Below are 26,643 nucleotides of genomic sequence, written 5' to 3'. Positions count from 1 at the left end.
GACGTCTGACCGGCCACCGCCCCGGTGCCGCGCACCGGAGGGGGACGTTCAGTACCGAGGCGCGTTCCTGGACCGCTGCACCCGCGTGGTGCGGCGGTCCTTCGCGTTCCAGCACGCCTTGTGCCAGTGCCTGCGGTCGTCGATGCCGCCGTACTGGGGCCAGGCCACCAGGTGCGGGACGCCGGACGGGATCTCCTGGTCGCAGCCGGGGCACCGGTAGCGCTTGCCCGCCGCGCTCGCGCCGCTCACCGGGCGGACCGACCAGTCCTCGCCCTGCCACTCCTCCGCGCGCCCGCCACCCCCGTACCGGTCCCCCACCGCGCCGGCGCTATCGGTGGGACTCTCGCCGCCTCGGGGGCGGTTGCGGCGCGGGGACACGGGACACCTCACGGGGCAGGCTGGGCAGTTCCCGTCCAGCGTAGGGCCATTCGGCGGGGGCATACGTACCGCACCGCGCGCGCCGGGCCACGGACGGGGCGGGTTACCGGAAAATCGCAACAACTTCCGGCCCGACCGTGCCTTTGGCACGTGTCAGACGTTGTTGCCAGCAGGGGAGAGCCGCGTCGGCCGCAAGGAGGCAATAGGCGATGCGTGTGGGAACGTTCGTACTGGCAGCCCAGTTCCCGGGGCAGGGGCCGGGGGAAGCGCTGCATCGCGCGATCCGGTCCGCCGAGGTCGCGGAGGAGTCCGGACTCGACTCGGTCTGGCTGGCAGAACATCATTTCGTGCCGTACGGGGTCTGCCCGTCCGCGGTGACACTGGCCGCGCTGTTGCTCGGCCGCACCCGCAGAATCCGGGTGGGCACGGCGGTGAGCGTGCTTCCGACGCAGCACCCCGTAGCCCTCGGCGAGCAGGCCGCGCTGCTCCACCTCACCAGCGGCGGCCGGTTCATCCTGGGCGTCGGCCGGGGCGGCCCCTGGATCGACCTGGAGGTGTTCGGCGGCGGCCTGGAGGCCTACGAGAGGGGCTTCCCGGAGTCCCTGGGACTGTTGCTCGACTGGCTGCGCGAACCGCGCGTGGCGGGCCGAGGGGAGCGTTACGGCTTCCCCGAGGTGGCGGTGGTCCCCCGGGCCGACGAACTGTACGAGCCGGAGAGCGGTGAGCACCCCGGCGGCCCCGAGGTGGTCGTCGCGTGCACCTCGCCGAAGAGCGTGCGGCTCGCGGCCGAGAACGGACTGCCGATGCTGCTCGGCATGCACTGCGGGGACGAGGAGAAGGCCGAGATGGTCGGCCTCTGGCGGACCGCCGCGCTGGCCGCGGGCCGCTCGCCGGAGAGCGTGCGGGGGGCCGGCCACGTATCGGCGGGGGTGGCCCAGATCGGGGACCGCGTCGAGGACGCCACCGAGACGCTCGTGAAGGCCATGCCCGGCTGGCTGCGGCAGGGCCTGGACGCCCATGTCACGGTCGACGGCCGGCACCGGGTGATGCGCGACCCGGTCGGCTATACGGAGATGCTGTGCGGCATTCACCCGGTGGGCCCGCCCCGGCTCGCGGCGGACCGGCTCGCGGCCACGGCGGAGCGCACGGGTATCACGCGCTTCGCTCTCCTGGTCGAGGGCTCGGGAGATCTGGTGGCCACGGAGGAGAACGTAGCGCGGCTGGGCACCGAAGTGCTGCCGCTCCTGAAATGACCGCCGGAAAGGGCACTTCCGGCGTACGAACGGGAGCTGCCGCCCCGGACCAGTCGCACCTCCCGCGGCCCGGAGCGGCAGCAACGACGTTCAGCAGTCCCGGAGTTCGGGCGACTGGTTGAGCAACTGGCCCCTCACCGAGGTGAACTTGGCCAGCCGGTCGTCGACCGAGGCGTCCAGCGGGAACACCGCGACGCGGTGGCAGTTCTGGAATGCCAGACGCACTCCGAAGTGCCGCTGCAGCGCGCCGCGGATCGCGTCACTTGCGAGTGCGCGCAGCAGCTGGCCGCGTGCCTGCTCGCTGGGCGGCGGCGTCTGGTTGTCGGCGAACTCGCCGCCGTCGACCTTCAGCTGAGCCACCAGCGAGCTGATCATCTCCCACGCGAAGGGCAGGGAGGTCCGGACGCAGTCGACGAAGTCGGCTTCGTCGACCTCGCCTCGCTCGGCCTGTTCCAACAGCGCCGGTGAGACGTCGAGCGACATGGGTTCTCCTCTCGCGACCCCGGCAGAGTGCCGGAGCCTTACGGGCAGGGAAGGAGGACGGCGACGCAGCGTGCACAGACGGCGACCTCCTGCATCCACGGTAAGGGCGCAGTCCGGGCCGCACCAGGAGATTGGGAACACAACCGGCCAATAACGAAGGGGTTCAAAGACGGACAAGCCAGATTCGGTCAGGTAGGGACGGGGATGGAGTGACGGGTGGGTGAATCGCGTCGACCGCCTGTCGTCGAGTAGCGTTGCCCACCATGCGTCTCGTCATCGCCCGCTGCTCCGTGGACTACGCGGGCCGGCTCACGGCCCACCTGCCCTCCGCTCCCCGTCTGATCCTGGTGAAGGCGGACGGGAGCGTGTCGATCCACGCCGACGACAGGGCGTACAAACCGCTCAACTGGATGTCGCCGCCGTGCACCCTGAAAGAGGGCTCCGGCGACACCGAGGGCGTCTGGACCGTGGTGAACAAGGCGGGCGAAAAACTGATCATCACCATGGAGGAAATCCTCCATGACTCGTCGCACGAACTGGGCGTCGATCCCGGTCTGATCAAGGACGGCGTGGAGGCCCACCTCCAGGAGCTGCTCGCTGACCGGATCGAGACCCTCGGCGAGGGTTACACGCTGATCCGCCGCGAGTACTTCACCGCCATCGGCCCGGTCGACATCCTGTGCCGCGACGCCGACGGCGGGACCGTGGCCGTCGAGCTGAAGCGGCGCGGCGACATCGACGGCGTGGAACAGCTGACCCGCTACCTGGAGCTGCTCAACCGCGATCCGCATCTCGCCCCGGTGAAGGGCATCTTCGCCGCCCAGGAGATCAAGCCCCAGGCCCGCGTACTGGCAACGGACCGAGGGATCGGCTGCGTGGTCCTCGACTACAACGCGATGCGCGGCATCGAGGACGACAAACTCCGCCTGTTCTGACAACGCGAAACAAACCCGCCGGGCCTATCAACCCCGTCCGACACCTCAACCCGTCCGGCGATTGAGGACACACCCTCACTCCGGAGACCGGAACCCCGCCGGGCGGGCGCTCATTTCAAGCCCGTCCGACACCTCAAGCCCGTCCGGCGATTGAGGACACATCCTCACCCCGGAGCCCGGGACCCTGCCGGACGGGCGCACAAATCAAGCCCGTCCGGCGATTGAGGACAAGGCGCCCGCCCCAGGCGCCCGCACCCCGCTTCCGCTCAGACCACCGACGGGCTCTCCGACGGCGCCCCGGACCCCTCCGCACTCGCGCTCATCGCCCCCGAAGGCCCACTCGCCGAGTCCGACGAACCGGGCTCAGTCGGCTCGTCCGTCTCGGGGTCCGTGGGCGACGGCGGCTCACTCGTCGGCGGAACAGAAGTGCTCGGGGACTCGCTCACCGGCGGCGGATCCGACTCCGGCGGCTCGGACGACCTGGACGACGTGTCGGACGGGCTCGGCCCGTCGCTCGACGGCTTCCCCGAGGAGGACGGGGTGTCCGCAGGCGCACTCGACCCCGGGGACGAACTCCCGCTGCCGGTCGGCGCGGAGCCGGTGCCCGTCGGCCCCGGCGTCGACGACGTGGAGCCGGTCGCCGGGGAGGACGGAGCCGTCCGGTCCGTCGGCTCCTCGGCCGGGACCTCGTTCTCACCGTCGTCGCCCTCGCTCACCGACTGCTCGGTCGAGACGGCGGGATCGTCCTGCGGATCGCTGTTGGACGTCAGCCCGAGTGTCACCACCGTGCCGAGCACTCCGGCCAGCAGCACACCCGCACCCGCGGCGACGAGATTGCGGCGCGCCCCGCCCAGCACCGCGAGGCGGCCGCCCGGCCCGCCGCCGGCACCCTTCGGAGCGGCCTGCCGAGACAGGACGGTGGCGGTGCCATCGGCGTACGGCACCGGCGTCGTGACCGGTATGACGGACGTCGTGGCACCGGACGGCGTCGCCTCGAAGCGGCTCGCCGGCCCTTCCTCGTCCACCGTGACCAGCCCGGCCGCAGCGGCGCCGGAGAGGTCCGCGACCAGGGCGAGCGCCCGGCGCCCGGCCACGGCCCCCGGCTTGTCGGCGAGCGCCCCGCGCATGCTGATGGAGGTCTCCAGCTCGGCCCTGGCCCGGTCCGGATGACCGGCGCAGAGCGCGAGTACGCCCAACTCGTGGTGGAAGTAGGCCTCTTCGGCCACCTCACCGGCGATCCGGGCCGCTTCCTGGCCGATCCGCAGGGATTTCTCCCAGGCGCTCCAGTGCAGCCCTGCCGCGAAGGCGGGCGAGGCGCTGCGGGCCAGCAGCACGGCGACGCTCGTCTGCCCGGCCCCGTCCCCCGGCACCAGCTGGGTCATCGCCGCGACGATCGCGTCGGCCTCCGCGACCGTCCGGGCGGGGGTGACCGAGGGGTGACCGGCCCACCAGGCATAGTGCTGGGCGGCCGTACGGGCCCGGCCCGTGGCCTCGTCCCCGTAGCCGGCGGCCGCCAGCTGGGCGAGCACCCCGGCGGCCAGCCGGTAGCGGGACCCGGCCGGGGAGAGCAGCCCGCAGCCGGCCAGTTCCCCGAGCGCGGCATCGGCGTGGGTGTCCCCCACGAGGGCGGGCAGATGCGCCTGGTGCGGCACCTCGCCGCCCAGCGCGACCGCGAAGCGCAGGGTGTCGCGGGCCGCGTCGCTCAGCCGGGAGGCGAGCAGCGCGGCGGGCGCGGCGCCCTCCCCGAGGCTGGGCAGCGGCAGATCGAGGGGTTCGGGCGGCAGCGGTGCCTCTGCGGGCCGGTTGTCGAGGTAGCCGTACTCGTCGTACGCGGTGGGGTCGGCGCGCAGCAGGTCGCGCTGGCGCAGCAGGGCGCCCGCCTGGACGAAGCGCAGCGGGAGGCCCTCGGACTCGAACCAGAGGTCGCCCGCCCAGTTGGCCTCCTCCTCGGTGAGCGGCCGTTCGACCACCCGCTCCATCAGGACGACAGAGGCGTCGCGGTCGAGACCGGTGAGGAAGACCTCTTCGAGGTGGGAGTCCGGGTCCGGTGCGGCGACGTCGGGCGTCGCGGCGAGCAGGAAGGCGCATTCGGGCGTCGCGTCGAACAGTTCGTCCAGCGCGGCGCCGCCGAGCTCCAGGTCGTCCAGGACGACGACGGCGCCGGTGGTGCGCAGCTTCTCCAGCAGCAGCGCCCGGTCCGGGCGGTGCAGCGGTGCGTCGTGGATGGCGTCGAAGAGTCCGTACAGCAGGTCGGTGACGGTCCGCTTGTGGCCGTTGAGCCGGACGACTCCGTCCGGTGCGAGTCGCGCGCAGTCCGCGGCGACCGCTTCGAGGAGCGCGGTTCGGCCGGATCCGGCCGGTCCGGTGAGCCGTACCGAGCGTCCTCGGGCCAGCAGGCGGACCAGCCGCTCGCGTTCGTCCGCGCGTTCCAGGAGGGGCAGCTGGAGGACGGGGGGTCCGGGCGGCACGGGCGGTGCGGCGGCGCGTTCGCGGTCCGCGCGCTCCTCGGGGGTGCGGCGGACCGGCTCCGCGGGGTGCTCGCCCGGCCGGACGGGTTCGACCTCGCTGCCGTCGACCGGGTTGACCGTGAGCAGGAGGCTGCCCGATATGAGCTGGACGACGCGGGCCTGCTGCGGTGTTTGCTGACCGAAATCGGGCGTCAGCGGATCGCGGGCGGGGCGCCGGCGGCCGGCGTCCTGCGCGGAGCCGTTGCTGTCGTGGCCGTACTCTTCCGGCCCCCGGTGTGTCGGGTCCATCGCCAAAGCCCCCAAGACGCGTCGAGCGCGGTTGTCCCTCCCGGCCTCGCACGTCCAGCTGTTGCTTCCGGTCCGGTGTCAGCCAGGTGGGTCCGTCAATCGGCAGACGGCCGAACCCTAAACCTTCGCACAGTATCTACGAACATCCGGGGTGCCGTGCCGCCCGACAGATCACGGTCTCGTGAGGATTGTGCGGGACCGGCCGCGGGTGCGGACGGGTGTCCGCCGCCCGTCGGGTACCTCAGACGCGTGGCAGGGACTCCGCCGCGAGTCCGCCCTCGATGGCCAGGATGCGGTGCAGTCTGGTGGCCACCAGAAGTCGTTGCATCTGCGGTGGCACCCCGCGGAGCACCAGCCGCCGGCCGGACCGCCCGGCCCGTCTGTGCGCGCCCATGATGACACCGAGTCCGGTGGCATCCCATGAATCCAGCTCGGTCAGGTCCAGCACCAGATCGCCGACTCCGTCGTCGAGGGCCGAGTGCAGGACCGTACGGGCGTCCGCCGCGCTTCGGACGTCGAGGCGGCCCCCGACGACCAGCTCGGCGTGGTCGCCCCTGATGTGCATATGCGCTCCCCTGGAATGCTCCGTAGCAAGGTCCGTCTGTCTGAAACTGTCTCTGCCCCAACTGACTGCGACAGCGACAGGGAAGTTGCCGTCTGTAAGCGAACCGATACCGAATTCACTCCGTGGAGTGAACCGGGCCCGCCGTGGATCCCCCTGCGGATCCACTGATTCCGGGGGCGGCCCCCGTGGCCTCCGGGCCTGATTGACGGCAGATCAGGCACCGGAGGGCCAGAAACGATCAGTAGGTGTAAAAACCCTGCCCGCTCTTGCGGCCGATGTCACCTGCATCGACCATCCGGCGCATCAGCTCCGGAGCGGCGAACTTCTCGTCCTGGGACTCGGTGTAGATGTTTCCGGTGGCGTGCAGCAGGATGTCGACGCCGGTCAGGTCCGCGGTGGCGAGCGGGCCCATGGCGTGGCCGAAACCGAGCTTGCAGGCGATGTCGATGTCCTCGGCCGAGGCGACGCCCGACTCGTACAGTTTGGCGGCCTCGACGACCAGCGCCGAGATCAGCCGGGTGGTGACGAAGCCGGCCACGTCACGGTTGACGACGATGCAGGTCTTGCCGACCGACTCGGCGAACTCCCGCGCGGCGGCCAGGGTTTCGTCGCTCGTCTTGTAGCCGCGTACCAGCTCGCAGAGCTGCATCATCGGGACCGGCGAGAAGAAGTGCACACCGACGACGCGCTCCGGGCGCTCGGTCACCGCCGCGATCTTGGTGATCGGGATGGCAGAGGTGTTGGAGGCGAGCACCGCGTCGTCCCGGACGATCTTGTCGAGGGCCCGGAAGATCTCGTGCTTCACCTCCAGCTTCTCGAAGACGGCCTCGACGACGACGTCCGCGTCCGCGACCGCGTCGAGATCGGTGGTCGTGGTGATGCGGGCGAGCGCGGCCTCGGCGTCGGCCGCCGCGAGCTTGCCCTTGGAGACGAACTTGTCGTAGGAAGCCTTGATGCCGTCACGGCCGCGGTTCAGGGCCGCGTCGGTGACATCCCGCAGCACGACGTCCCAGCCCGCCTGGGCGGAGACCTGCGCGATGCCGGACCCCATGAGTCCGGCTCCGATAACGGCGAGCTTCCTGGCCACGTCGACACCCCTGCTTTCCATCCGGCTTCTGTTCCATACTCTCCGGCGGAGGTTAGTCCCCGTGGGGGGTGCTGGGGCCGCTAAGAGATGCGCGTCACGTCTCAAATGACGGACATCACACCGGGATGCGTCATTCGGCTGCGCGCCGGGCGTAGTTGAGCACCTTTTCGCCCAGCAGGTCCTCCATGTCGTCGAGCAGGACGAGGGCCTCCCTGGACACCTCGGCGGCCCTGCGGCCCGCGACCATCTCGCGCCCGATGTACCCCATGAGCGTGCTGTGCACCCACGAGAGCTGACCGGCCACCAGGACCGGGACGGCGTCCCCCGGCTCCGCGCCCGACTCCTCCAGGAGCGTCTCCTCCAGACGCAGGAGGGCCTCCTGCTGTATGTGCCAGAGGCGGGCCTTGAGACCGTCGGCGCCCTGGATGACCCGCATGAAGCTCTCGTACCCCTCGATCAGTCCGACGGTGGGCGACACGCCCTCCACCTGGACGCGCAGTTCGCGCAGGACGGCCTCCGCGGCGGACTCGCCGTCGTCCCGGCCCCGGACGTACCGCGAGAGCCGGTCGACGATGCCGCTGCTGCGGTCCAGGAAGAGGTCCTCCTTGGTCGGGAAGTAGTTGTAGACCGTGTTCACCGAGACGTCGGCGGCACGGGCGACCTCCGCGATGGTGACCGCGTCGAAGCCCCGTTCGAGGAAGAGACCGGTGGCCACGTCCGAGAGGTGCTGCCTGGTCCGGCGCTTCTTGCGCTCCCTGAGTCCCTCAGCCATGGACCCATCGTAGAGCTCGACTGGGGTGCCTGAATATTTGGTGTCATTGCAATTTTTCATTGACTCTGTTTTTGTGGTCGCTATGCCAATCATCAGCACGGCCGGGCTCGCCCGGACCTTCGACACCAAGGCCGGTCCGGTCCAGGCCGTACGCTCCGTCGATCTGACCGTCGCGGCCGGCGAGATCGTCGGACTGCTCGGCCCCAACGGAGCCGGCAAGACCACCACGCTGCGCATGCTCACCACGCTGCTCACCCCGACCGGCGGCGCCGCCACCGTCGCCGGCCACGACCTCCTCGCGGACCCGGCCGGCGTACGGGAGAACTGCGGGTACGTCGCCCAGTCCGGCGGGGTGGACCCGCACATCACGGTGCGGGAGGAGCTGGTCACCCAGGGCCGGATGTACCGGCTCGGCAAGGCCGCGGCGGTCGCCCGCGCCGGTGAGCTGGCCGGGGAGCTGGGCCTGTCGGAGCTGCTCGACCGCAGGACGGCCTCGCTCTCCGGGGGCCAGCGGCGACGGCTCGACATCGCGATGGGACTCACCCACCGGCCGCCACTGCTCTTCCTGGACGAGCCGACCACCGGCCTCGACCCGGGCAGCCGCACCGATCTGTGGAACCTGGTGCGACGGCTGCGCGACGCGTACGGCACCACCGTCGTGCTCACCACCCACTACCTCGACGAGGCGGACGCCCTTGCCGACCGGCTGGTCGTGATCGACGGCGGCGTGGTGGCCGCGCAGGGCACGCCGACCGCGCTGAAGACCCGTCACGCGGGCTCCCCCGCGGCCTCGCTCCAGGAGGCCTTCCTCGCGATCACCGGCCGCGCCCCCGCCGCAGAGACCGCTCCCGTCGCCGTTTAGGAACCGAACCCGATGCTTCTCCACGACACCGCGCTGATCTTCGGGCGGTACGCCCGGCAGACCCTGCGCTCGAAGTTCCAGATCCTCTTCGGCATCCTCATGCCGCTGCTGTACCTGCTCCTCTTCGGTCCGCTGCTCACCGGTCTGCCGCTCGGCAGCTCCGGTGACTCCTGGCAGATCCTGGTCCCCGGACTGCTGCTCCAGCTCGGCCTGTTCGGCGCCTCGTTCGCCGGTTTCGCCATCATCATCGACAAATCGACCGGGGTGGTGGAGCGGATGCGGGTGACGCCGGTCAGCCGGCCAGCACTGCTGCTGGGTCGGGTGCTGCGGGACACCCTGTTGTTCCTGTTCCAGGCGGTGCTGCTGGTGCTGGCCGCCCTGGTCATGGGGCTGCGCGCGCCGCTGCCCGGAGTACTGATCGGCTTCGCGTTCACCGGTCTGCTGACGGTCTCGCTGGCCTCGCTCTCGTACGCCCTGGCCATGAAGGTGAACACGCCGCAGGAGTTCGGCCCGGTGATCAACTCGCTCACCATGCCGGCCATGCTGCTCTCCGGGCTGATGCTGCCGATGACCCTGGGGCCGGCGTGGCTGGACGTGCTCTCCCACTTCACGCCGTTCCGCTATCTCGTGGACGCGGTACGGGACGCGTACACCGGCTCGTACGCCACCGCGCACATGCTGTACGGGGTGCTGGTCGCCCTCGGACTCGCGGCGCTCGCCGTGACGGTGGGCACACGCGTCTTCCGGAGGGCCGGGGCATAACTAGGCTGACCGCATGGTCAATCTGACGCGCATCTACACCCGTACCGGCGACCAGGGCACCACCGCCCTCGGCGACATGAGCCGGACCGCCAAGACCGATCTGCGGATCTCCGCGTACGCCGACACCAACGAGGCCAACGCGGTCATCGGTACGGCGATCGCGCTCGGGCAGCTCACCGACGACGTCGTGAAGGTCCTCGTCCGCGTACAGAACGACCTGTTCGACGTGGGCGCCGACCTGTCGACCCCGGTCGTCGAGGAGCCGAAGTACCCGCCGCTGCGGGTGGAGCAGTTCTACATCGACAAGCTGGAGGCGGACTGCGATCACTTCCTGGAGCAGGTGGAGAAGCTCCGCAGCTTCATCCTGCCGGGCGGCACTCCGGGCGCCGCGCTGCTGCACCAGGCCTGCACCGTGGTCCGGCGCGCCGAGCGGTCCACCTGGGCGGCGTTCGAGGCGCACGGCGAGGTGATGAACCCGCTGACGGCGACCTACCTCAACCGCCTCTCCGACCTGCTGTTCATCCTGGCCCGGGTGGCGAACAAGGAGGTCGGCGACGTGCTGTGGGTACCGGGCGGCGAACGGTAGCAGAGCGCGCCCGTCCCGCACTTCCAGCCCGTCCGGCGATTGAGGACAAGCCTCACCCGGGCGGGCCCGGCACCCTCGTCGTATCCCGCTCCTGCTCCGCGCCCCGCTTCGGGAACACCGTGTAGCTCGCCGCGATCACCAAATTGATCCCGACCACGAACAGCATCGTCCGCTGCCAGGACCGCAGCGATGCCACGTCCCCGTCCCCTCCCACGTACCAGACCGCCGCCTGGAGCAGCGCCAGCGCCGTCACGGCGGCCAGCGTCCACCGTCCGGCCACCCGCCACTCGTGGACCGCCCGCGCCATCCCGTACTTCGGCGGCTTCACCGGTGGCGGTCCGCCCGCGAAGCGGTGGGCGACGTGGGCGTCGACCCAGCGGATCGTCGAGTGGCCGAGGCCCACCGTGAAGCCGATGTACACGGCGGCCAGCCCGTGCTTCCAGTCCGGGGCGGCACCGTTCTTCAGGTCGACGGCCGTCACCACCAGCAGGACCACCTCCAGCAGCGGCTCGCACAGCAGCACCGCACCACCGAGCCGCGGCTTCTTCGCCACGTAGCGCAGCGCGAGCCCCGCGGCCAGCAGCACCCAGAAGGCGATCTCGCAGAGAACGATCAGCGTGACGATCACGGTCCTGCTCCTTTCGCTCCCCTCCAGCGTCGCCGCCCCGGCGCCCCCGGTCGTCGCCCGGAGTGACGAACCGCCACTGCATACTTCGATGTACTCGCGGCTCACTCCCCGTACGGAGGTCCGCCGGCGGCCCGCCGTGTTGGATGGCAGGGTGCTCATCCATCCCCGCCCCCACCGCGACGACGTCCTCATCGCGGTCGCCGGTCTGTCCGGCGGCGTGGTGCTGTGGCTGCTCGGCCTGCACATGCAGAACGGCCGGCCCCTCGACGCCCCCGGGATCGAGCTGGTCCCGCTCGCCGTGATGGCGGCGCTGGCGCTGCTGCGCCGGAGCGCGCCGCAGACCGCCCTGGTCATCGGCACCCTGGCGCTGGTCATGGACCAGTTCACGGCCGGGAACCTGGCGACCGTACTGCTGTACACCGACGTCATGTACGCCGCCGTGCTGTACGGCACCCCGGCGGCCGCCCGGCGCATCCCGGTGGCCACCCTCCTGATCACGGTCACCGTCACGGTCGGCTTCCTGGCCTGGTTCCGCAGTGCCGAGGCGCTGCTCATCGGCATCGTCACCGGACTGGTCTCGTTCGTGCCCGCGCTCACCGGGGTCAGTGTGCGCAACCATCGCGACGCCGCCGAGACCGAGCGGCTGCGCGCCGATCAGACGGCTCTGCTGGCCGAGATGGACCGGGCGCAGGCGGTGACAGAGGAGCGGGCCCGGATGGCGCGCGAGCTGCACGACCTGGTGGCCAACCACCTCTCCGCGATCGCCATCCACTCAACGGCCGCGCTCTCCATCGACGAGCCGGAGACGTCCCGGAACGCCCTCGGCGTCATCCGGGAGAACAGCGTCGACGGTCTGGCCGAAATGCGCCGTCTGATCGGGCTGCTGCGGACCGGCGCGGCGGATCCCGGACCCAGTGCCTCGCCCACCCTCGGTTCGCTGGACGCCCTGATCGAACAGCACCGTACGAACGCCGCCTCCAGCGGATTGACTTGTGTGCTGGAGGACTCCCGCACCGGAACCGGTCCCCTGCCGGCGCCGGTCGAGCTGGCCGCGTACCGCATCGTGCAGGAGTCCCTCACCAACGCGCTCAAGCACGCCGGGCCGGGGCCGGTCACGGTCCGGCTGGGGCAGCGGCCGGGGCGGCGGCTGACGGTGGAGGTCACCAGCGCCCTCGGGGACCGGCCCGGTCCGCGCGCGCCCGGATCCGGGGCCGGACTGACCGGGATGCGGGAGCGGGTGGCGCTGCTCGGCGGGGAGTTCGAGGCGGGACCGGTACCGGCCGGGATCGGGACGAAGATCTGGCGTGTACGGGCTGAACTGCCCGTCGGGGAAAGAAGCGTGCGGGCATGAGCATCCGGGTTCTGGTGGCCGAGGACCAGTCGGCGGTGCGTGCGGGGCTGGTGCTCATCCTGGGCAGCGCACCGGACATCGAGGTCGTCGGGGAGGCCGGTGACGGGGAGGCGGCGGTGCGGCTGGCCCGTGAGCTGCGCCCCGATCTGGTGCTGATGGACATCCAGATGCCCAGGCTGGACGGGGTGTCGGCGACGAGGCAGGTGGTGTCCGAGGGGCTGGCGGATGTGCTGGTGCTGACCACCTTCGATCTGGACAGTTACGTCTTCGGCGCGCTGCGGGCCGGGGCGTCGGGCTTCCTGTTGAAGGACACGGAGGCGCGCGCCCTGCTCGAAGCGGTCCGCACGGTGGCGAGCGGCGAGGGCCTGATCGCCCCGGCGGTGACGCGCCGGCTGATCGCGGAGTTCGCGGGTGCCACCGCCGCGCCGCCGGACACCGCGGACCGGGCGGTGCTGGACTCCCTCACCCGGCGCGAGCGCGAGGTGCTGGGCTGCCTCGGTGAGGGGCTGTCGAACGCGGAGGTCGCGGTGCGGCTTTCGATGGCGGAGGCGACGGTGAAGACGCACGTCAGCAGGGTGCTGGGGAAGCTCGGGCTGCGCAGCCGGGTCCAGGCGGCGGTACTGGCACAGGAGTTGGGCATCTGAGGTTTACTCCGGCCGTACCACGATCTTTGGTCTGGACCTCTTGACGATTGGTCCAGACCTTCTTAATCTCACCGAACACACTGCGGTGAGTACGACATGACAAGGCGTACTCAGGGCGGCGCAGGGTTTGCAGTCGACGGACCATCCCCGTTTGTCCGGACCTCACCCCAGGAGCACCGTTGAGCACTGAGACCCCCCGCCGGACCCGATTCAGACTCGGGGCCGGGAAAGCCACCAGATCAAGAGCCGTCGCGGGCCTCACCGCACTGCTCCTCCCGCTCGCCGCGATGGTCGGCATGGCCTCCCCGGCCGAAGCCGCGACCTCGGCGACCGCCACCTATGTGAAGAAGTCCGACTGGGGCAGCGGCTTCGAGGGCCAGTGGACGGTGAAGAACACCGGCACCACCGCCCTCAGCTCCTGGACCATCGAGTGGGACTTCCCGGCCGGCACCGGTGTCGGTTCCGCCTGGGACGCCACCGTCACCAGCTCCGGAAACCACTGGACCGCCAAGAACCTCGGCTGGAACGGCTCGGTCGCGCCGGGCGCCAGCGTCTCCTTCGGCTTCAACGGCACCGGCTCCGGTTCCGGCGCCGCCACCAACTGCAAGCTGAACGGCGCCTCCTGCGACGGCGGCAGCGTGCCCGGTGACAACGCCCCCTCCGCACCCGGCACCCCCACCGCGAGCGCCATCACCAACACCTCCGCGAAGCTGAGCTGGAGCGCGGCCACCGACGACAAGGGCATCAAGAACTACGACGTCCTGCGGGACGGCGCGGTCGTCGCCACGGTCACCGGCACCACGTACACCAACACCGGTCTCACCGCCGGCACCGACTACTCGTACACCGTGCAGGCCCGCGACACCGCCGACCAGACCGGTCCGGTCAGCGGCGCGGTCAAGGTGCACACCACCGGGGGCGGCGGCACCGACCCGGGCGGGCCCGGCACCGGCGACAAGGTCAACCTCGGTTACTTCACCGACTGGGGTGTCTACGGCCGCAACTACCACGTCAAGAACATGGACACCTCCGGTTCGGCCGCGAAGATCACGCACATCAACTACGCCTTCGGCAACGTCCAGGGCGGCAAGTGCACGATCGGTGACTCCTACGCCGACTACGACATGGCGTACACCGCTGACAAGTCCGTCGACGGCGTGGCCGACACCTGGGACCAGCCCCTGCGCGGCAGCTTCAACCAGCTGCGCAAGCTCAAGGCCAAGTACCCGAACATCAAGGTCCTGTGGTCCTTCGGCGGCTGGACCTGGTCCGGCGGCTTCGGCCAGGCCGCGCAGAACCCGGCCGCGTTCGCCGACTCCTGCTACAAGCTGGTGGAGGACCCCCGCTGGGCCGATGTCTTCGACGGCATCGACATCGACTGGGAGTACCCCAACGCCTGCGGTCTGACCTGTGACACCAGCGGCCCGGCCGCGCTGAAGTCGCTCACCTCCGCGCTGCGCACCAAGTTCGGCAGCAACAATCTGGTGACCGCCGCCATCACGGCGGACGGCTCCGACGGCGGCAAGATCGACGTCGCCGACTACGCGGGCGCCGCACAGTCGCTGAACTGGTACAACGTGATGACCTACGACTTCTTCGGCGCCTGGGACGCGAAGGGCCCGACGGCTCCGCACTCCCCGCTCACCCCGTACACCGGCATCCCGAAGGCCGGGTTCAGCTCCTCCGAGGCCATCGCCAAGCTGAAGGCCCAGGGCGTCCCCGCCTCGAAGCTGCTGCTCGGCATCGGCTTCTACGGCCGGGGCTGGACCGGGGTCACCCAGGACGCGCCCGGCGGCACCGCCACCGGCGCCGCCCCGGGAACGTACGAGGCGGGCATCGAGGACTACAAGGTCCTCAAGAACAGCTGCCCCGCCACCGGCACGATCGCCGGTACCGCCTACGCGCACTGCGGCACCAACTGGTGGAGCTACGACACCCCCGCCACCATCTCGTCCAAGATGACCTGGGCGAAGAACCAGGGCCTGGGAGGCGCGTTCTTCTGGGAGTTCAGCGGGGACACCAGCAACGGTGAACTCGTGAGCGCGATGAACAGCGGCCTCAAGTAGTCACCGCCGCTCAGCAACCCGCGTAACCCCCGAAAAGCACCGGGGAGACAGGTCCGCCCCCTGTCTCCCCGGTTTTCGTATGGGTGGCGCTACGCCACATTCACCCTCTGGCCGGGCGGTGCCGCCTCCAGCCAGGCGAGGAAGCCGGTCAGCGCGTCCTCGCTCATCGCCAGCTCAAGGCGGGTCTCACGGTGGAGACAGCCGAGCACGATGGCGTCGGAGAGGAGCGCGAGCTCCTCCTCGCCCTCCGGCATCCGGCGGGCGACGACCTCGATCGCGGAACGCTCCAGCACCCGGCGCGGACGCGGGGAGTAGCTGAAGACCCGGAACCAGTTCACCTTGTCGCCGCTGTACCGGGCGACGCCGTACACCCAGCCCTTGCCCGACAGATCGGGCTCCACGGGCACATTCCAGCGCAGGCTGCAGTCGAAGGTCCCGCCGGAGCGCTGAATCAGCCGCCGGCGCAGACCGAAGACGAAGAGACCAACCGCGACCAGTGCGACGACCAGCCCGCCCACCCACAGCGCGAGGAACATCTCCACCGACCTCCTCGCGTCATCGAGTAAACGGATACCGCCCGAACTTCACCTGCACCTGCATCGCCTCAGCCGCGACACGGTCTGGAGAGGTCTCCAGCTCGGGCCGCGGCTGAGGGTAAAGCCATTGCGCGGGGCGGCTACGGCGCCGCCACCGCACGCAGTCGCACATCGGCGCGACGCTCGGCGGCGCCGTCCGTGTCCGACTTCGCACGTTCCAGCGCACGCTCCGCGCGCTCGACATCGATCTCGTCCGCCAGCTCGGCGATCTCCGCCAGCAGCGAGAGCTTGTTGTCCGCGAACGAGATGAAACCGCCGTGCACCGCGGCGATGACAGTGGAGCCATCGCTCGTACGGATCGTCACCGGGCCCGATTCCAGCACACCCAGAAGCGGCTGGTGACCGGGCATGACGCCGATGTCGCCGGACGTGGTGCGCGCGACGACCAGGGTGGCCTCGCCGGACCAGACACTACGGTCCGCCGCGACCAGCTCGACGTGCAGCTCAGCAGCCAAGGGTGGCTCCTCGGGTCACCACCCGGCGGTCATGCCGGGTGTTGGGTCAATTCTACGGGGCGTGGTGAGGGGGACGGGACGCACCCCGTCCCCCTCGGTGAGCCGGAGGCTCAGGAGACGCCGAGCTCCTTGGCGTTGGCCTTGAGGTCCTCAATGCCACCGCACATGAAGAACGCCTGCTCGGGGAAGTGGTCGTACTCACCGTCGGCGATCGAGTTGAACGCGGCGATCGACTCGTCGAGCGGAACGTCCGAACCGTCCACGCCGGTGAACTGCTTGGCGACGTGGGTGTTCTGCGACAGGAAGCGCTCGATGCGACGGGCGCGGAAGACGGTGAGCTTGTCCTCCTCGCCGAGCTCGTCCATTCCGAGAATGGCGATGATGTCCTGGAGGTCCTTGTACTTCTGAAGGATTCCCTTGACCCGCATGGCGGTGTCGTAGTGGTCCTTCGCGATGTAACGCGGGTCCAGGATCCGGGACGTGGAGTCCAGCGGGTCCACGGCCGGGTAGATGCCCTTCTCGGAGATCGGACGGGAGAGAACCGTCGTCGCGTCGAGGTGGGCGAAGGTGGTGGCCGGAGCCGGGTCGGTCAGGTCGTCCGCGGGGACGTAGATCGCCTGCATCGAGGTGATCGAGTGACCACGGGTCGACGTGATGCGCTCCTGGAGGAGACCCATCTCGTCGGCCAGGTTCGGCTGGTAACCCACCGCGGACGGCATACGGCCGAGCAGGGTGGACACCTCGGAGCCGGCCTGGGTGTACCGGAAGATGTTGTCGATGAAGAAGAGCACGTCCTGCTTCATCACATCGCGGAAGTACTCCGCCATGGTCAGACCGGCCAGCGCGACCCGCAGACGGGTGCCCGGCGGCTCGTCCATCTGACCGAAGACAAGCGCCGTCTTGTCGATGACGCCGGACTCGGCCATCTCCTCGATGAGGTCGTTGCCCTCACGGGTACGCTCACCGACGCCCGCGAACACCGACACACCGTCGTGGTTGTTGGCGACGCGGTAGATCATTTCCTGGATCAGCACGGTCTTGCCGACACCGGCACCACCGAACAGACCGATCTTTCCACCCTTGACGTACGGGGTGAGAAGGTCGATGACCTTGACGCCGGTCTCGAACATCTCGGTCTTCGACTCAAGCTGGTCGAAGGCCGGGGCCTTGCGGTGGATGGGCCAGCGCTCGGTGACCTCGGCCTCGGCCTCGGGCTTGTTCAGGATCTCACCAAGGGTGTTGAACACCTTGCCCTTGGTCATCTCGCCGACCGGCACCGTGATGCCGGTGCCCGTGTCGGTCACCGGGGCCTGGCGGACCAGACCGTCGGTGGGCTGCATCGAGATGGCACGGATCACGCCGTCGCCGAGGTGCTGGGCGACCTCAAGCGTCAGGACCTTGATCTTGCCGTCCTCGGCCGGGTCGGCCACCTCGACGGTCAGCGCGTTGTAGATCTCCGGCATCGCGTCGACGGGGAACTCCACGTCGACGACCGGGCCGATGACCCGGGCGACGCGGCCCGTGGCAACGGCCGTCTCAACTGTGGTCGTCATTACTTGTCACTCCCCGCGGTCGCGTCGGCCAGCGCACTGGCACCACCGACGATCTCGCTGATTTCCTGGGTGATTTCGGCCTGGCGGGCCGCGTTGGCAAGCCGGGAGAGGCTCTTGACGAGCTCCCCGGCGTTGTCGGTGGCCGACTTCATCGCGCGGCGGCGGGCAGCGTGCTCGGAAGCAGCGGCCTGCAGCAGCGCGTTGTAGATCCGACTCTCGACGTACCGCGGAAGCAGGGCGTCCAGGACGTCCTCCGCCGACGGCTCGAAGTCGAACAGCGGCAGGATCTCTCCCTTGCCGTCCTCGTCCTTCGTGAGGTCGAGACTGAGCGGCAGCATCCGGTTGTCCACCGGGTTCTGCGTCATCATCGAGACGAACTCGGTGAAGACGATGTGCAGCTCGTCCACGCCGCCCTCGGCGGTCTCCTTGCTGACCGCCTCGATCATCGGGGCGGCCGCCCGCTTCGCATCCGCGTACGTCGGGCTGTCGGTGAAGCCGGTCCACGACTCCGCGACCTTGCGCTCGCGGAAGTTGTAGTAGGCGACACCCTTGCGGCCGATCACATACGTGTCGACCTCCTTGCCCTCACCGCGCAGCCGCTCGGTCAGCTGCTCCGCGGCCTTGATGGCGTTGGAGGAGTAACCGCCGGCCAGACCGCGGTCGCTCGTGACGAGCAGGATCGCGGCCCGTGCCGGGGACTCGGCCTCGGTGGTCAGCGGGTGCTTGGTGGTGGAGCCGGTCGCCACCGCGGTGACCGCACGATTCAGCTCGGTGGCATACGGCATCGAGGCCGCCACCTTGCGCTGCGCCTTGACGATGCGCGAGGCGGCGATCATCTCCATCGCCTTGGTGATCTTCTTCGTGGCGGTGACGGAGCGGATGCGGCGCTTGTAAACGCGAAGCTGAGCGCCCATCTATCAGCCCTCGCCCAGAAGCTTGCCGTCCGAGGTCTCGAACTGCTGCTTGAACGCGGCGACCGCGTCGGCGATCGACTGCAGCGTGTCGTCGGACATCTTGCCGCCCTCGACGATGCTGGTCAGGAGCTCCTTGCGCTCGCGGCGCAGGTACTCCAGCAGCTCGCTCTCGAAGCGGCGGATGTCCTCGACCGGGACGTCGTCCATCTTGCCCGTGGTACCGGCCCAGACCGAGACGACCTGCTCCTCGACCGGGATCGGTGCGTACTGCGGCTGCTTCAGCAGCTCGACCATGCGCTTACCGCGCTCCAGCGAGGCCTTCGAGGCCGCGTCCAGGTCGGAACCGAAGGCGGCGAACGCCTCCAGCTCACGGTACTGGGCGAGGTCCACGCGGAGCCGGCCGGAAACCTGCTTCATGGCCTTGTGCTGGGCGGAACCACCGACGCGCGAGACCGAGATACCGACGTTCAGAGCCGGACGCTGGCCGGCGTTGAACAGGTCGGACTCCAGGAAGCACTGGCCGTCGGTGATGGAGATGACGTTGGTCGGAATGAACGCCGACACGTCGTTCGCCTTGGTCTCGACGATCGGGAGGCCCGTCATCGAACCGGCACCCATCTCGTCGGAGAGCTTGGCGCAGCGCTCCAGCAGACGCGAGTGGAGGTAGAAGACGTCGCCCGGGTAGGCCTCGCGGCCCGGCGGACGGCGCAGCAGAAGCGATACGGCGCGGTACGCGTCGGCCTGCTTCGAAAGGTCGTCGAAGATGATGAGGACGTGCTTGCCCGCGTACATCCAGTGCTGGCCGATGGCCGAACCGGTGTACGGCGCCAGGTACTTGAAGCCGGCCGGGTCGGACGCCGGGGCGGCGACGATGGTCGTGTACTCCAGCGCGCCGGCCTCTTCGAGGGCACCGCGCACGGAGGCGATGGTGGAGCCCTTCTGACCGATGGCGACGTAGATGCAGCGCACCTGCTTGTTCACGTCGCCCGAGCGCCAGTTGTCACGCTGGTTGATGATCGTGTCGACGGCCAGCGCGGTCTTACCCGTCTGACGGTCGCCGATGATCAGCTGACGCTGGCCGCGGCCGATCGGCACCATGGCGTCGACGGCCTTGTAGCCGGTCTGCATCGGCTCGTGCACCGACTTACGGACCATGACGCCAGGGGCCTGCAGCTCAAGCGCGCGCCGACCGTCGGTCGCGATCTCGCCGAGTCCGTCGATCGGGTTGCCGAGCGGGTCGACGACGCGGCCGAGGTAGCCCTCGCCGACGCCGACGGAGAGCACCTCACCGGTGCGCTGCACCGGCTGGCCCTCCTCGATCCCGCTGAACTCGCCGAGGACGATCGCACCGATCTCGCGCTCCTCAAGGTTGAGGGCGAGACCGAGGGTGCCGTCCTCGAACTTCAGCAGCTCGTTCGCCATGGCGGAGGGCAGGCCCTCCACCTTCGCGATGCCGTCGCCGGCAACGCTGACCGTACCGACCTCCTCGCGCGAGGCCGCGTCCGGCTTGTACGACTGGACAAAGTTCTCCAGCGCATCCCGGATCTCCTCCGGCCGGATCGTGAGCTCCGCCATCTGGGTTCCCTGCTCTCCTTGTTGGGCCCGAAGTTTCTTAAGGGGGTCTGGGGGCCGACCCCCAGGAATCTTCTGCAATTTCTGCACGGCCCAACCGGGCCGCTGGTCTTGCTCTGTCTCTGTTACTGCGCCGGGCTGGGTCAGCCGGCCATCCGCCGCGTCGCCTCGTCGAGACGCTCGGCGATGGTGCCGTTGAGGACCTCGTCACCGACCCGCACCGTGACTCCGCCGAGGACCTCGGGGTCCACGTCGAGGTTCAGGTGCATCGACCGGCCGTAGATCTTCGCCAGGGCGGCGCCGAGGCGCTGCTTCTGCCGATCGCTCAGCGGCACCGCCGAGGTGACGATCGCGACCATGCGGTCACGGCGCTCCGCGGCGAGCTTGGAGAGGGAGTCGAGTCCCTCTTCCAGGCTACGTCCCCGAGGCTGGGTGACAAGCCGCACGATGATGCGCTCGGTCGTGGGCCGCGCCTTTCCGCCGAGCAGGCTGCGCAGCAGCTCGCCCTTGGCGGCGGTGGTCGCGGTCCGGCTGGTGAGCGCGGCGCGCAGCGCCGGGTCGGAGGCGACGATCCGGCCGAACCGGAACAGCTCGTCCTCGACGTCGTCGAGGTCTCCGCCCCGCTGGGCGGCGGTGAGGTCTGCGGTGTTCGCCAGTTCCTCGACCGCGTCGACCAGGTCGCGGGACTGCGACCAGCGCGAGCGGACCATGCCGGAGACCAGATCGACGGCTTCGCCGCCCACCTGGCCGCGCAGCAGTCGCCCGGCCAGCTCGGCCCGTGCCTCGCCGGCCTGGGCCGGGTCGGTCAGGACCCGGCGCAGCGACACCTCGCGGTGCAGCAGCGCCGTGACGCCGGCCAGGTCCTCGGCGAGCTTCGCCGCGTCGACCGACGTGCTGTCGGTCAGTGCGTCGAGGCGCTCACGCGCGGCGGCCAGTGCTTCGCGGCTCGCGCCGTTCATCGGACGGCCTCTGCCTTCGCTTCGAGCTCGTCCAGGAAACGGTCGACGGTGCCGCTCTGCCGGGCGTGGTCCTCAAGGGACTCGCCGACGAGCTTGCCGGCCAGGTCGGTGGCGAGCTTGCCCACGTCCTGACGCAGCGCGGACGCCGCCGCCTTGCGGTCGGCCTCGATCTGGGCGTGGCCGGCAGCGACGATCTCCTCGCGCTGGCGCTGGCCTTCCGCCCGCATCTCCTGCAGGATCACGGAACCCTGCTCCTGCGCCTCCTGGCGCATACGAGCGGCTTCGTGACGGGCCTCGGCGAGCTGAGCCTTGTACTGCTCAAGCACGCTCTGGGCCTCGGTCTGCGCCGCATCGGCCTTCTCGATACCGCCTTCGATGGCCTCGCGACGCTCTTCCAGAACCTTGTTGATGTTCGGGAGGAGCTTCTTGGCGAGGAAGCCGAAGACGATGACAAAGGCGATGAGGCCGATGATGATCTCAGGGATCGCCGGGAGCAGAGGGTTCTGGATCTCTTCCTCGGCCGCCAGGTGTAGGGCGTTCACATCAATGCCTTTCGTCGCATCGGGCAGTTGTAAAGCCGCGACTAGAACGGGTAGACGAAGGGCATGACGAGACCGATCAGGGCGAGCGCCTCACAGAGGACGAAGCCGAGGATCTGGTTCGAACGGATCAGGCCGGCGGCCTCGGGCTGGCGGGCCAGCGCCTGGGTGCCGTTACCGAAGATGATGCCGACGCCGACGCCGGGGCCGATGGCCGCCAGGCCGTAACCGATGGAGCCGAGGTTGCCCGAGATCTTGACTTCGGCGAGGGTCTGGAGAGCGGACATGCCGTTTCTTCTTTCTCTTTCAGAACCGGTGGGGGTTGGCCACCGGACGACAATCGGGGTGGAGCTGGGCTGGTCAGTGGTGCTCGGCGAGAGCGCCCTCGATGTAGTTGCACGCAAGGAGGACGAACACGTAGGCCTGCAGCGCCTGGATGAACAGTTCGAAGGCGGTCATCAGGATGACCATCACGAACGAGACACCGGCGTACGCGATGCCGATGCCGTTCAGCAGGTACCAGCTGGCGATGGTGAAGATCAGCAGCAGCACGTGGCCGGCGAACATGTTGGCGAAGAGTCGCACGGCGTGCGTGAACGGCCGGATCAGCAGGTTCGACATGATCTCGATGAGCATGACGAACGGGAGAGCCGGGCCGAGCGTCTTGTCGTAGCCCGAGAAGTTCTTCCAGGCGCCGACGAAACCGTGGCGCTTGAAGGTCAGGCTGACCCAGAGGACGTACACGATCGCGGCCAGCGCCACCGGGAAGCCGATGACCGAGACCACCGGGAACTGGGCGAGCGGAATGATCGCCCAGAGGTTCATGACCCAGATGAAGAAGAACAACGAGACCATGAGCGGGACGTACTTCTTGCCCTCGCGCTTGCCGAGCGTCTCGTACACCACGCCGGTACGGATGAAGTCGTAACCCATCTCCGCGACCGACTGCAGCTTCCCGGGAACCACCTTCGGCTTGTTGAAAGCCGCCCAGAAGAAGCCGACGACTACAACGGTGCTCAGGACCGCCAGCAGCATCGGCTTGTTGATCTCGACGCCTCCGACGGTGAACATCGGCTCGAAAACAAAGGAGTGCAGGCCAGGAGCCGGGAAGCCGCACCCATTGAAGATGTGGCAGTCGGTCTCGAAGGCGAGCACCTGTGTCGGGTCAGCACTCACCGCGGGCTCCTTCAGCGTGGCGCATAGGTACGGCAACCTCGTTGTGTCGGCGCGGCGCGCAGCCGCGGTTCGGCACTGGACTGGTGTTACGGATGTGTGAGCGGCAGTCAGGCATTGAGCCTCGCGATGGTGCAGGCGTCAGCTCGTATGCCCGCGCCCGCAGTGCCGCAGTTGGAACCGGACGATAGCAGGGTCCTGGACCCGCGCTTATTCCGCCCCTACCCATCACGTCGAAGAGCCCGTCTTTTCGGACTTGTCGTCCTTACTGGACTCGGGTTCGACGTAGAGGATCTTGGCCTTCATGTGCCCTCGGGCCTGCGCCGCGACCCAGACGATGGTCGCGACGACCAGCGAGATCGCGAAGGCCCTGGGGTTGAACAGCGTCGTGTTCTTGAACACGGCGAGGAAGATGAAGAGCAACAACAGCTGTGCCGTGTACAGCATCAGCCCCATGGACTGGAACAGATGCGGGAAGGATCGCGCCGTCCGCAGCAGGACGCCGAGCCCGATCCCCATGAAGAGGATCACCAGCACCGTACCGATGACCGATCCCAGAGCCCCCTTGCCGCCGGCGACGCCACCACTGATCGCGGCGGCGACTGCGCCGGCGACAGCGGTGGGTACGGCGGCTTGAAGGACGGTCCGGACATCGTTGGACGGCATGGCGGCAGCTCCGCTTGCTGGGGGTCGGCAGTGTGTCGTCATGGACGAGCGTAGGCCCGGTCCGAGTCGATGCCTCGGGGCCAAGGGACCGCGCTACTCAGGTCCTTCGGCTCTGTCACCGGGTTCGTGAACGGTATCACAAACTATTTGATGAGGTCTTTACCAAGAAAGTGTGGTTGCTGTCACACGTGAGAGTTACTTGACACGCGTGAGCGAGACAACTCGGCACCTTGTCTGGTAATGACCCGCGATGACCGAATTATCGGCGCGTGGAATCCGCCTTGCGCCGGTCCGCGAAGCGCGAACGGGGGCCAATCGCGGTCGCTCCGTTGACGCCCGAGACTCCCGCCGCGATCGGGGCCCGCGCGGCGGCCTCCTGTCGCTCCGGCTCCATCTCTGCATCCAGCGGCCCCTGTTGGCTCTCCGTCCCGCCCTCCGACGCTTCCGGCTCCTCGGCCGGGCGGCGCCGGCGACGGTAGCGCGGCGGCACGATGCGCTGCGCCCACAGCGGGGCACGCGGGGTGAAGCGCGGCATCAGCAGCAGGATCAGGCCGAGCGCGCTCAGGCCCACGATCACCAGGACGATCCACATGGACGCCGAGTGCACGGAGTAGCCGACCGCGCCGAACGCGATCAGGGCCGACCAGAAGTACATGATCAGCACGGAGCGGCTGTGCGAGTGCCCGATCTCCAGCAGCCGGTGGTGCAGGTGCCCCCGGTCGGCGGCGAACGGCGACTGGCCGTTCCAGGTACGCCGCACGATCGCCAGCACCAGGTCGGCCGCCGGGATCGCGATGATGGTGAGCGGCAGCAGCAGCGGGATGAAGACCGGCAGCATCGCGTGGGTCGCCTGCCGCTCGCTGCCCTCGAAGATCTTCATGGTGTCCGGGTCGACCTGACCGGTCACCGAGATCGCGCCGGCGGCCAGTACCAGGCCGATCAGCATCGAGCCGGAGTCCCCCATGAAGATCCGGGCCGGATGCATGTTGTGCGGCAGGAAGCCGAGGCACATGCCCATCAGGATCGCCGTGAAGAGCGTCGCCGGAGCGGCCGCCTCGATCATGTGTCCGTACCAGAGCCGGTACGTGTAGAGGAAGAACGCGGCCGACGCGATGAGGACCATGCCGGCCGCCAGTCCGTCGAGCCCGTCGACGAAGTTCACCGCGTTGATCGTGATGACGACCAGCGCGACCGTGAGCAGCGTGCCCTGCCACTGGGTGAGGGCGACGGTGCCGACGCCGGGGATCGGCAGCCACAGGATCGTCAGACCCTGGAGGACCATGACCGCCGCGGCGATCATCTGGCCGCCCAGCTTGATCAGGGCGTCGATCTCGAACTTGTCGTCCAGGACGCCGATCAGCCAGATCAGGGCCGCCCCGGAGAGCAGCGCGCGGGGTTCGCTGGAGAGGTCGAAGACGCTGTCGAGGTTGGCCAGGTGATCGGCGACGATCAGCCCGGCGCACAGCCCGCCGAACATCGCGATCCCACCGAGTCTCGGTGTCGGTTCACGGTGGACGTCGCGCGCCCGGATCGCGGGCATCGCCCCGATCGCGATGGCGAACTTACGCACCGGGCCGGTGAGCAGGTAGGTCACCGCTGCCGTGACACAGAGCGTCAGCAGGTAATCACGCACGGGCTGCCCCACAACTATCGCCGGCTATCTCAGCCCACACCTTAACTAGGTCGGCCTCATGGTTGAGGACACGGAGCTGTCCGTGATGGTTGCACGAGCCAGCCCCATTCAGGACATAGGACCCATGTCACACCGGGTACGGCGGAAATTTCGCCGCCAGTTCCCGGACCTCCCCCAGAACGTCGCCCTCCTCGCGTACCGCCGCGCCGAGCAGCGCCGCGAGCCGGGCCATGGCGGCCTCGTCCATGCCCTGGGTGGTGACGGCCGCGGTGCCGAGCCTGATGCCGCGGGCATCTCCGTACGGAAGCGCGCAGGTGTCCAGCACCAGGCCCGCGGCGGCCAGCCGGGTGCGGGCGGTCCCGCCGTCCACGCCGAGCGGGGCCGGGTCCGCGACGATCAGGTGGGTGTCCGTACCGCCGGTGGTGACGTCGAAGCCCTCCGCCGCCAGCCCGGCGGCGAGGACCCGGGCGTGGGAGACCACACGATGGGCGTACGCGGCGAAGGCCGGTGTCCCCGCTTCGTGGAAGGCGACGGCCTTCGCGGCCACCGTGTGCATCTGGGCGCCGCCCTGGGTGAAGGGGAAGACCGCCCGGTCGATCCGCTCGGCCAGCTCCGCGCCGCACAGGATCATGCCGCCGCGCGGCCCGCGCAGCACCTTGTGCGTGGTGGCGCAGACGACGTCCGCGTACGGGACGGGGCTGGGCGCCGCTCCCCCGGCGATCAGTCCCATCGGGTGCGCGGCGTCGGCGATGAGGTAGGCGCCCACCTCGTCGGCGATCTCGCGGAACCTCTCGTGGTCCGGGTGGCGGGGGTAGGAGATGGAGCCGCTGACGATCGCCTTGGGGCGGTGGGTGCGGGCCAGGGTGCGGACCTGCTCGTAGTCGATCAGGCCGCTGCCGGCGTCCACCCCGTAGCCGATGAACTCGAACCAGCGGCCGGAGAAGTTGGCCGGTGAGCCGTGGGTGAGGTGCCCGCCGTACGGGAGTCCCATGGCGAGCACCGTGTCGCCGGGCCGCAGCAGCGCCGCGTACGCGGCGAGGACGGCGGAGGAGCCGGAATGCGGCTGGACGTTGGCGTGCTCGGCGCCGAAGAGGGAGGTGGCGCGGCGGACGGCGATGCGTTCGGCGGCGTCCGCCTGTTCGCAGCCGCCGTGGTGGCGCCTGCCCGGGTAGCCCTCGGCGTACTTGTTGGCGAGCGGCGAGCCCAGGGCGGCCAGTACCGCGGGCGAGGTGAAGTTCTCCGCGGCGGTCAGCTGGAGGGTGCCGGACTGCCGGCCCAGCTCCGCCAGCAGCACGTCCGCGATCTCGGGGTCCTCCCGGAGCAGGGCGCCGAAGTCCTGCGGCAGGGTGGCCGGTGGTGCGGCGGAAGCGGTGACCGACATCGGGGGCTCCGGGCCTGGGAGGAGTGCGCTGACGTCAGAAGCCGTTGTCCGACCCCCGCTGGATCACAGCTTCT

General features: G+C 69.5%; 27 protein-coding genes. 8 read left to right on the top strand and 19 right to left on the bottom strand.

The window, feature by feature from the left end; translation table 11 throughout:
• Positions 1 to 48 precede the first annotated feature (48 nt).
• Positions 49 to 378: an ATP/GTP-binding protein gene (locus tag ACZ601_RS30700; protein ID WP_073736866.1), complete on the bottom strand. Its 330-nt coding sequence runs from the start codon at positions 376 to 378 to the stop codon at positions 49 to 51.
• 209 nt (positions 379 to 587) lie between these two features.
• Here ACZ601_RS30700 and ACZ601_RS30695 point away from each other — a divergent pair, with 209 nt between their 5' ends.
• The gene (locus tag ACZ601_RS30695) at positions 588 to 1,631 is read left to right on the top strand and encodes an LLM class flavin-dependent oxidoreductase (RefSeq protein ID WP_469544167.1); all 1,044 of its coding nucleotides are present in this window, start codon (positions 588 to 590) and stop codon (positions 1,629 to 1,631) included.
• 90 nt (positions 1,632 to 1,721) lie between these two features.
• Here ACZ601_RS30695 and ACZ601_RS30690 read toward each other — a convergent pair whose 3' ends face one another.
• Positions 1,722 to 2,114 (bottom strand): SCO5389 family protein, encoded by a 393-nt coding sequence (locus ACZ601_RS30690; RefSeq protein WP_024490852.1) that lies wholly within the window; start codon positions 2,112 to 2,114, stop codon positions 1,722 to 1,724.
• Positions 2,115 to 2,377: 263 nt separating this feature from the next.
• On the opposite strand from ACZ601_RS30690, the gene nucS reads away from it, so the two are divergent.
• Positions 2,378 to 3,049, top strand: coding sequence for an endonuclease NucS (gene nucS, locus ACZ601_RS30685; protein ID WP_440579286.1), 672 nt, complete (start codon positions 2,378 to 2,380; stop codon positions 3,047 to 3,049).
• Between the two features lie 266 nt (positions 3,050 to 3,315).
• Here the strand turns inward: nucS and ACZ601_RS30680 are convergent, their stop codons facing one another.
• The 4 genes from ACZ601_RS30680 to ACZ601_RS30665 form a co-directional block, all read right to left on the bottom strand.
• On the bottom strand, positions 3,316 to 5,805 hold the full coding sequence (locus ACZ601_RS30680; protein ID WP_469544163.1) for an ATP-binding protein: 2,490 nt from the start codon (positions 5,803 to 5,805) through the stop codon (positions 3,316 to 3,318).
• Positions 5,806 to 6,046: 241 nt separating this feature from the next.
• Positions 6,047 to 6,370 (bottom strand): STAS domain-containing protein, encoded by a 324-nt coding sequence (locus ACZ601_RS30675; RefSeq protein WP_440572976.1) that lies wholly within the window; start codon positions 6,368 to 6,370, stop codon positions 6,047 to 6,049.
• 238 nt (positions 6,371 to 6,608) lie between these two features.
• Positions 6,609 to 7,457 carry a 3-hydroxyacyl-CoA dehydrogenase family protein gene (locus tag ACZ601_RS30670; protein ID WP_440572978.1) on the bottom strand — a complete coding sequence of 283 codons (849 nt, stop codon included), beginning with the start codon at positions 7,455 to 7,457 and terminating at the stop codon, positions 6,609 to 6,611.
• A 130-nt stretch (positions 7,458 to 7,587) separates the two neighbouring features.
• Positions 7,588 to 8,229: a TetR/AcrR family transcriptional regulator gene (locus ACZ601_RS30665; RefSeq protein WP_469544159.1), complete on the bottom strand. Its 642-nt coding sequence runs from the start codon at positions 8,227 to 8,229 to the stop codon at positions 7,588 to 7,590.
• 82 nt (positions 8,230 to 8,311) lie between these two features.
• Between ACZ601_RS30665 and ACZ601_RS30660 the strand changes: the two genes are divergently transcribed.
• The 3 genes from ACZ601_RS30660 to ACZ601_RS30650 are packed head-to-tail and all read left to right on the top strand — an operon-like array spanning position 8,312 to position 10,439.
• Complete coding sequence (locus ACZ601_RS30660) at positions 8,312 to 9,091, top strand: ABC transporter ATP-binding protein (RefSeq protein WP_469544156.1); 780 nt, start codon at positions 8,312 to 8,314, stop codon at positions 9,089 to 9,091.
• A gap of 12 nt (positions 9,092 to 9,103) precedes the next feature.
• Positions 9,104 to 9,853, top strand: coding sequence for an ABC transporter permease (locus ACZ601_RS30655; RefSeq protein ID WP_440572973.1), 750 nt, complete (start codon positions 9,104 to 9,106; stop codon positions 9,851 to 9,853).
• 13 nt (positions 9,854 to 9,866) lie between these two features.
• Complete coding sequence (locus ACZ601_RS30650; protein WP_469544153.1) at positions 9,867 to 10,439, top strand: cob(I)yrinic acid a,c-diamide adenosyltransferase; 573 nt, start codon at positions 9,867 to 9,869, stop codon at positions 10,437 to 10,439.
• Positions 10,440 to 10,491: 52 nt separating this feature from the next.
• Here the strand turns inward: ACZ601_RS30650 and ACZ601_RS30645 are convergent, their stop codons facing one another.
• The gene (locus tag ACZ601_RS30645; protein ID WP_469544151.1) at positions 10,492 to 11,067 is read right to left on the bottom strand and encodes a hypothetical protein; all 576 of its coding nucleotides are present in this window, start codon (positions 11,065 to 11,067) and stop codon (positions 10,492 to 10,494) included.
• Positions 11,068 to 11,218: 151 nt separating this feature from the next.
• On the opposite strand from ACZ601_RS30645, the gene ACZ601_RS30640 reads away from it, so the two are divergent.
• The 3 genes from ACZ601_RS30640 (at position 11,219) to ACZ601_RS30630 (ending at position 15,128) form a co-directional block, all read left to right on the top strand.
• Positions 11,219 to 12,418 carry a sensor histidine kinase gene (locus tag ACZ601_RS30640; protein WP_469544318.1) on the top strand — a complete coding sequence of 400 codons (1,200 nt, stop codon included), beginning with the start codon at positions 11,219 to 11,221 and terminating at the stop codon, positions 12,416 to 12,418.
• Complete coding sequence (locus ACZ601_RS30635) at positions 12,415 to 13,062, top strand: response regulator (RefSeq protein ID WP_469544147.1); 648 nt, start codon at positions 12,415 to 12,417, stop codon at positions 13,060 to 13,062. Before ACZ601_RS30640 ends, ACZ601_RS30635 begins: the two co-directional genes overlap by 4 nt.
• Positions 13,063 to 13,241: 179 nt before the next feature.
• Entirely contained in the window at positions 13,242 to 15,128 is a 1,887-nt protein-coding gene (locus ACZ601_RS30630) for a glycosyl hydrolase family 18 protein (RefSeq protein WP_469544144.1), read from the top strand.
• Positions 15,129 to 15,217: 89 nt separating this feature from the next.
• On the opposite strand, the gene ACZ601_RS30625 is transcribed toward ACZ601_RS30630, so the two are convergent.
• The 12 genes from ACZ601_RS30625 to ACZ601_RS30570 all read right to left on the bottom strand — a co-directional run bounded on the left by ACZ601_RS30625 (position 15,218) and on the right by ACZ601_RS30570 (position 26,569).
• Complete coding sequence (locus ACZ601_RS30625) at positions 15,218 to 15,664, bottom strand: DUF2550 domain-containing protein (RefSeq protein ID WP_037777657.1); 447 nt, start codon at positions 15,662 to 15,664, stop codon at positions 15,218 to 15,220.
• A 140-nt stretch (positions 15,665 to 15,804) separates the two neighbouring features.
• Positions 15,805 to 16,179, bottom strand: a complete 375-nt coding sequence (locus tag ACZ601_RS30620) for a F0F1 ATP synthase subunit epsilon (protein WP_123523508.1) — start codon at positions 16,177 to 16,179, stop codon at positions 15,805 to 15,807.
• Positions 16,180 to 16,289: 110 nt separating this feature from the next.
• Positions 16,290 to 17,732 carry a F0F1 ATP synthase subunit beta gene (gene atpD, locus ACZ601_RS30615; protein ID WP_440572968.1) on the bottom strand — a complete coding sequence of 481 codons (1,443 nt, stop codon included), beginning with the start codon at positions 17,730 to 17,732 and terminating at the stop codon, positions 16,290 to 16,292.
• Positions 17,732 to 18,646 (bottom strand): F0F1 ATP synthase subunit gamma, encoded by a 915-nt coding sequence (locus ACZ601_RS30610; protein WP_073736879.1) that lies wholly within the window; start codon positions 18,644 to 18,646, stop codon positions 17,732 to 17,734. The genes atpD and ACZ601_RS30610 overlap by 1 nt, the downstream gene beginning before the upstream one ends.
• 3 nt (positions 18,647 to 18,649) lie before the next feature.
• Positions 18,650 to 20,221 carry a F0F1 ATP synthase subunit alpha gene (gene atpA, locus ACZ601_RS30605; protein WP_440572967.1) on the bottom strand — a complete coding sequence of 524 codons (1,572 nt, stop codon included), beginning with the start codon at positions 20,219 to 20,221 and terminating at the stop codon, positions 18,650 to 18,652.
• Between the two features lie 140 nt (positions 20,222 to 20,361).
• Positions 20,362 to 21,177 (bottom strand): F0F1 ATP synthase subunit delta, encoded by an 816-nt coding sequence (locus ACZ601_RS30600; RefSeq protein ID WP_440572966.1) that lies wholly within the window; start codon positions 21,175 to 21,177, stop codon positions 20,362 to 20,364.
• The gene (locus ACZ601_RS30595; RefSeq protein WP_024490834.1) at positions 21,174 to 21,719 is read right to left on the bottom strand and encodes a F0F1 ATP synthase subunit B; all 546 of its coding nucleotides are present in this window, start codon (positions 21,717 to 21,719) and stop codon (positions 21,174 to 21,176) included. Before ACZ601_RS30595 ends, ACZ601_RS30600 begins: the two co-directional genes overlap by 4 nt.
• Before the next feature lie 41 nt (positions 21,720 to 21,760).
• Complete coding sequence (gene atpE, locus ACZ601_RS30590) at positions 21,761 to 22,003, bottom strand: ATP synthase F0 subunit C (protein WP_024490833.1); 243 nt, start codon at positions 22,001 to 22,003, stop codon at positions 21,761 to 21,763.
• Positions 22,004 to 22,076: 73 nt separating this feature from the next.
• The gene (gene atpB / locus ACZ601_RS30585) at positions 22,077 to 22,892 is read right to left on the bottom strand and encodes a F0F1 ATP synthase subunit A (RefSeq protein ID WP_311303188.1); all 816 of its coding nucleotides are present in this window, start codon (positions 22,890 to 22,892) and stop codon (positions 22,077 to 22,079) included.
• Positions 22,893 to 23,117: 225 nt separating this feature from the next.
• Positions 23,118 to 23,555, bottom strand: coding sequence for a hypothetical protein (locus tag ACZ601_RS30580; protein ID WP_311303189.1), 438 nt, complete (start codon positions 23,553 to 23,555; stop codon positions 23,118 to 23,120).
• A 259-nt stretch (positions 23,556 to 23,814) separates the two neighbouring features.
• Entirely contained in the window at positions 23,815 to 25,200 is a 1,386-nt protein-coding gene (locus tag ACZ601_RS30575) for an MraY family glycosyltransferase (RefSeq protein ID WP_440572965.1), read from the bottom strand.
• 115 nt (positions 25,201 to 25,315) lie between these two features.
• The gene (locus ACZ601_RS30570; protein ID WP_469544135.1) at positions 25,316 to 26,569 is read right to left on the bottom strand and encodes a serine hydroxymethyltransferase; all 1,254 of its coding nucleotides are present in this window, start codon (positions 26,567 to 26,569) and stop codon (positions 25,316 to 25,318) included.
• Positions 26,570 to 26,643 lie beyond the last annotated feature (74 nt).

The organism is Streptomyces sp. NPDC104307 (assembly GCF_055584045.1).
The sequence above is the reverse complement of the archived record's forward strand: the minus strand, read 5'-3'. Positions and strand labels throughout refer to the sequence as shown.

Excerpts from the sequence above, each read along its gene's own strand:
- ACZ601_RS30610 (WP_073736879.1), bottom strand. The coding sequence starts at position 18,646 with ATGGGCGCTCAGCTTCGCGTTTACAAGCGCCGCATCCGCTCCGTCACC.
- ACZ601_RS30665 (WP_469544159.1), bottom strand. The coding sequence starts at position 8,229 with ATGGCTGAGGGACTCAGGGAGCGCAAGAAGCGCCGGACCAGGCAGCAC.
- ACZ601_RS30625 (WP_037777657.1), bottom strand. The coding sequence starts at position 15,664 with ATGTTCCTCGCGCTGTGGGTGGGCGGGCTGGTCGTCGCACTGGTCGCG.
- ACZ601_RS30660 (WP_469544156.1), top strand. The coding sequence starts at position 8,312 with ATGCCAATCATCAGCACGGCCGGGCTCGCCCGGACCTTCGACACCAAG.
- atpD (WP_440572968.1), bottom strand. The coding sequence starts at position 17,732 with ATGACGACCACAGTTGAGACGGCCGTTGCCACGGGCCGCGTCGCCCGG.
- ACZ601_RS30580 (WP_311303189.1), bottom strand. The coding sequence starts at position 23,555 with ATGCCGTCCAACGATGTCCGGACCGTCCTTCAAGCCGCCGTACCCACC.
- ACZ601_RS30600 (WP_440572966.1), bottom strand. The coding sequence starts at position 21,177 with ATGAACGGCGCGAGCCGCGAAGCACTGGCCGCCGCGCGTGAGCGCCTC.
- atpE (WP_024490833.1), bottom strand. The coding sequence starts at position 22,003 with ATGTCCGCTCTCCAGACCCTCGCCGAAGTCAAGATCTCGGGCAACCTC.
- ACZ601_RS30650 (WP_469544153.1), top strand. The coding sequence starts at position 9,867 with ATGGTCAATCTGACGCGCATCTACACCCGTACCGGCGACCAGGGCACC.
- ACZ601_RS30635 (WP_469544147.1), top strand. The coding sequence starts at position 12,415 with ATGAGCATCCGGGTTCTGGTGGCCGAGGACCAGTCGGCGGTGCGTGCG.
- atpA (WP_440572967.1), bottom strand. The coding sequence starts at position 20,221 with ATGGCGGAGCTCACGATCCGGCCGGAGGAGATCCGGGATGCGCTGGAG.
- ACZ601_RS30690 (WP_024490852.1), bottom strand. The coding sequence starts at position 2,114 with ATGTCGCTCGACGTCTCACCGGCGCTGTTGGAACAGGCCGAGCGAGGC.
- ACZ601_RS30655 (WP_440572973.1), top strand. The coding sequence starts at position 9,104 with ATGCTTCTCCACGACACCGCGCTGATCTTCGGGCGGTACGCCCGGCAG.
- ACZ601_RS30675 (WP_440572976.1), bottom strand. The coding sequence starts at position 6,370 with ATGCACATCAGGGGCGACCACGCCGAGCTGGTCGTCGGGGGCCGCCTC.
- ACZ601_RS30680 (WP_469544163.1), bottom strand. The coding sequence starts at position 5,805 with ATGGACCCGACACACCGGGGGCCGGAAGAGTACGGCCACGACAGCAAC.
- ACZ601_RS30695 (WP_469544167.1), top strand. The coding sequence starts at position 588 with ATGCGTGTGGGAACGTTCGTACTGGCAGCCCAGTTCCCGGGGCAGGGG.
- ACZ601_RS30570 (WP_469544135.1), bottom strand. The coding sequence starts at position 26,569 with ATGTCGGTCACCGCTTCCGCCGCACCACCGGCCACCCTGCCGCAGGAC.
- nucS (WP_440579286.1), top strand. The coding sequence starts at position 2,378 with ATGCGTCTCGTCATCGCCCGCTGCTCCGTGGACTACGCGGGCCGGCTC.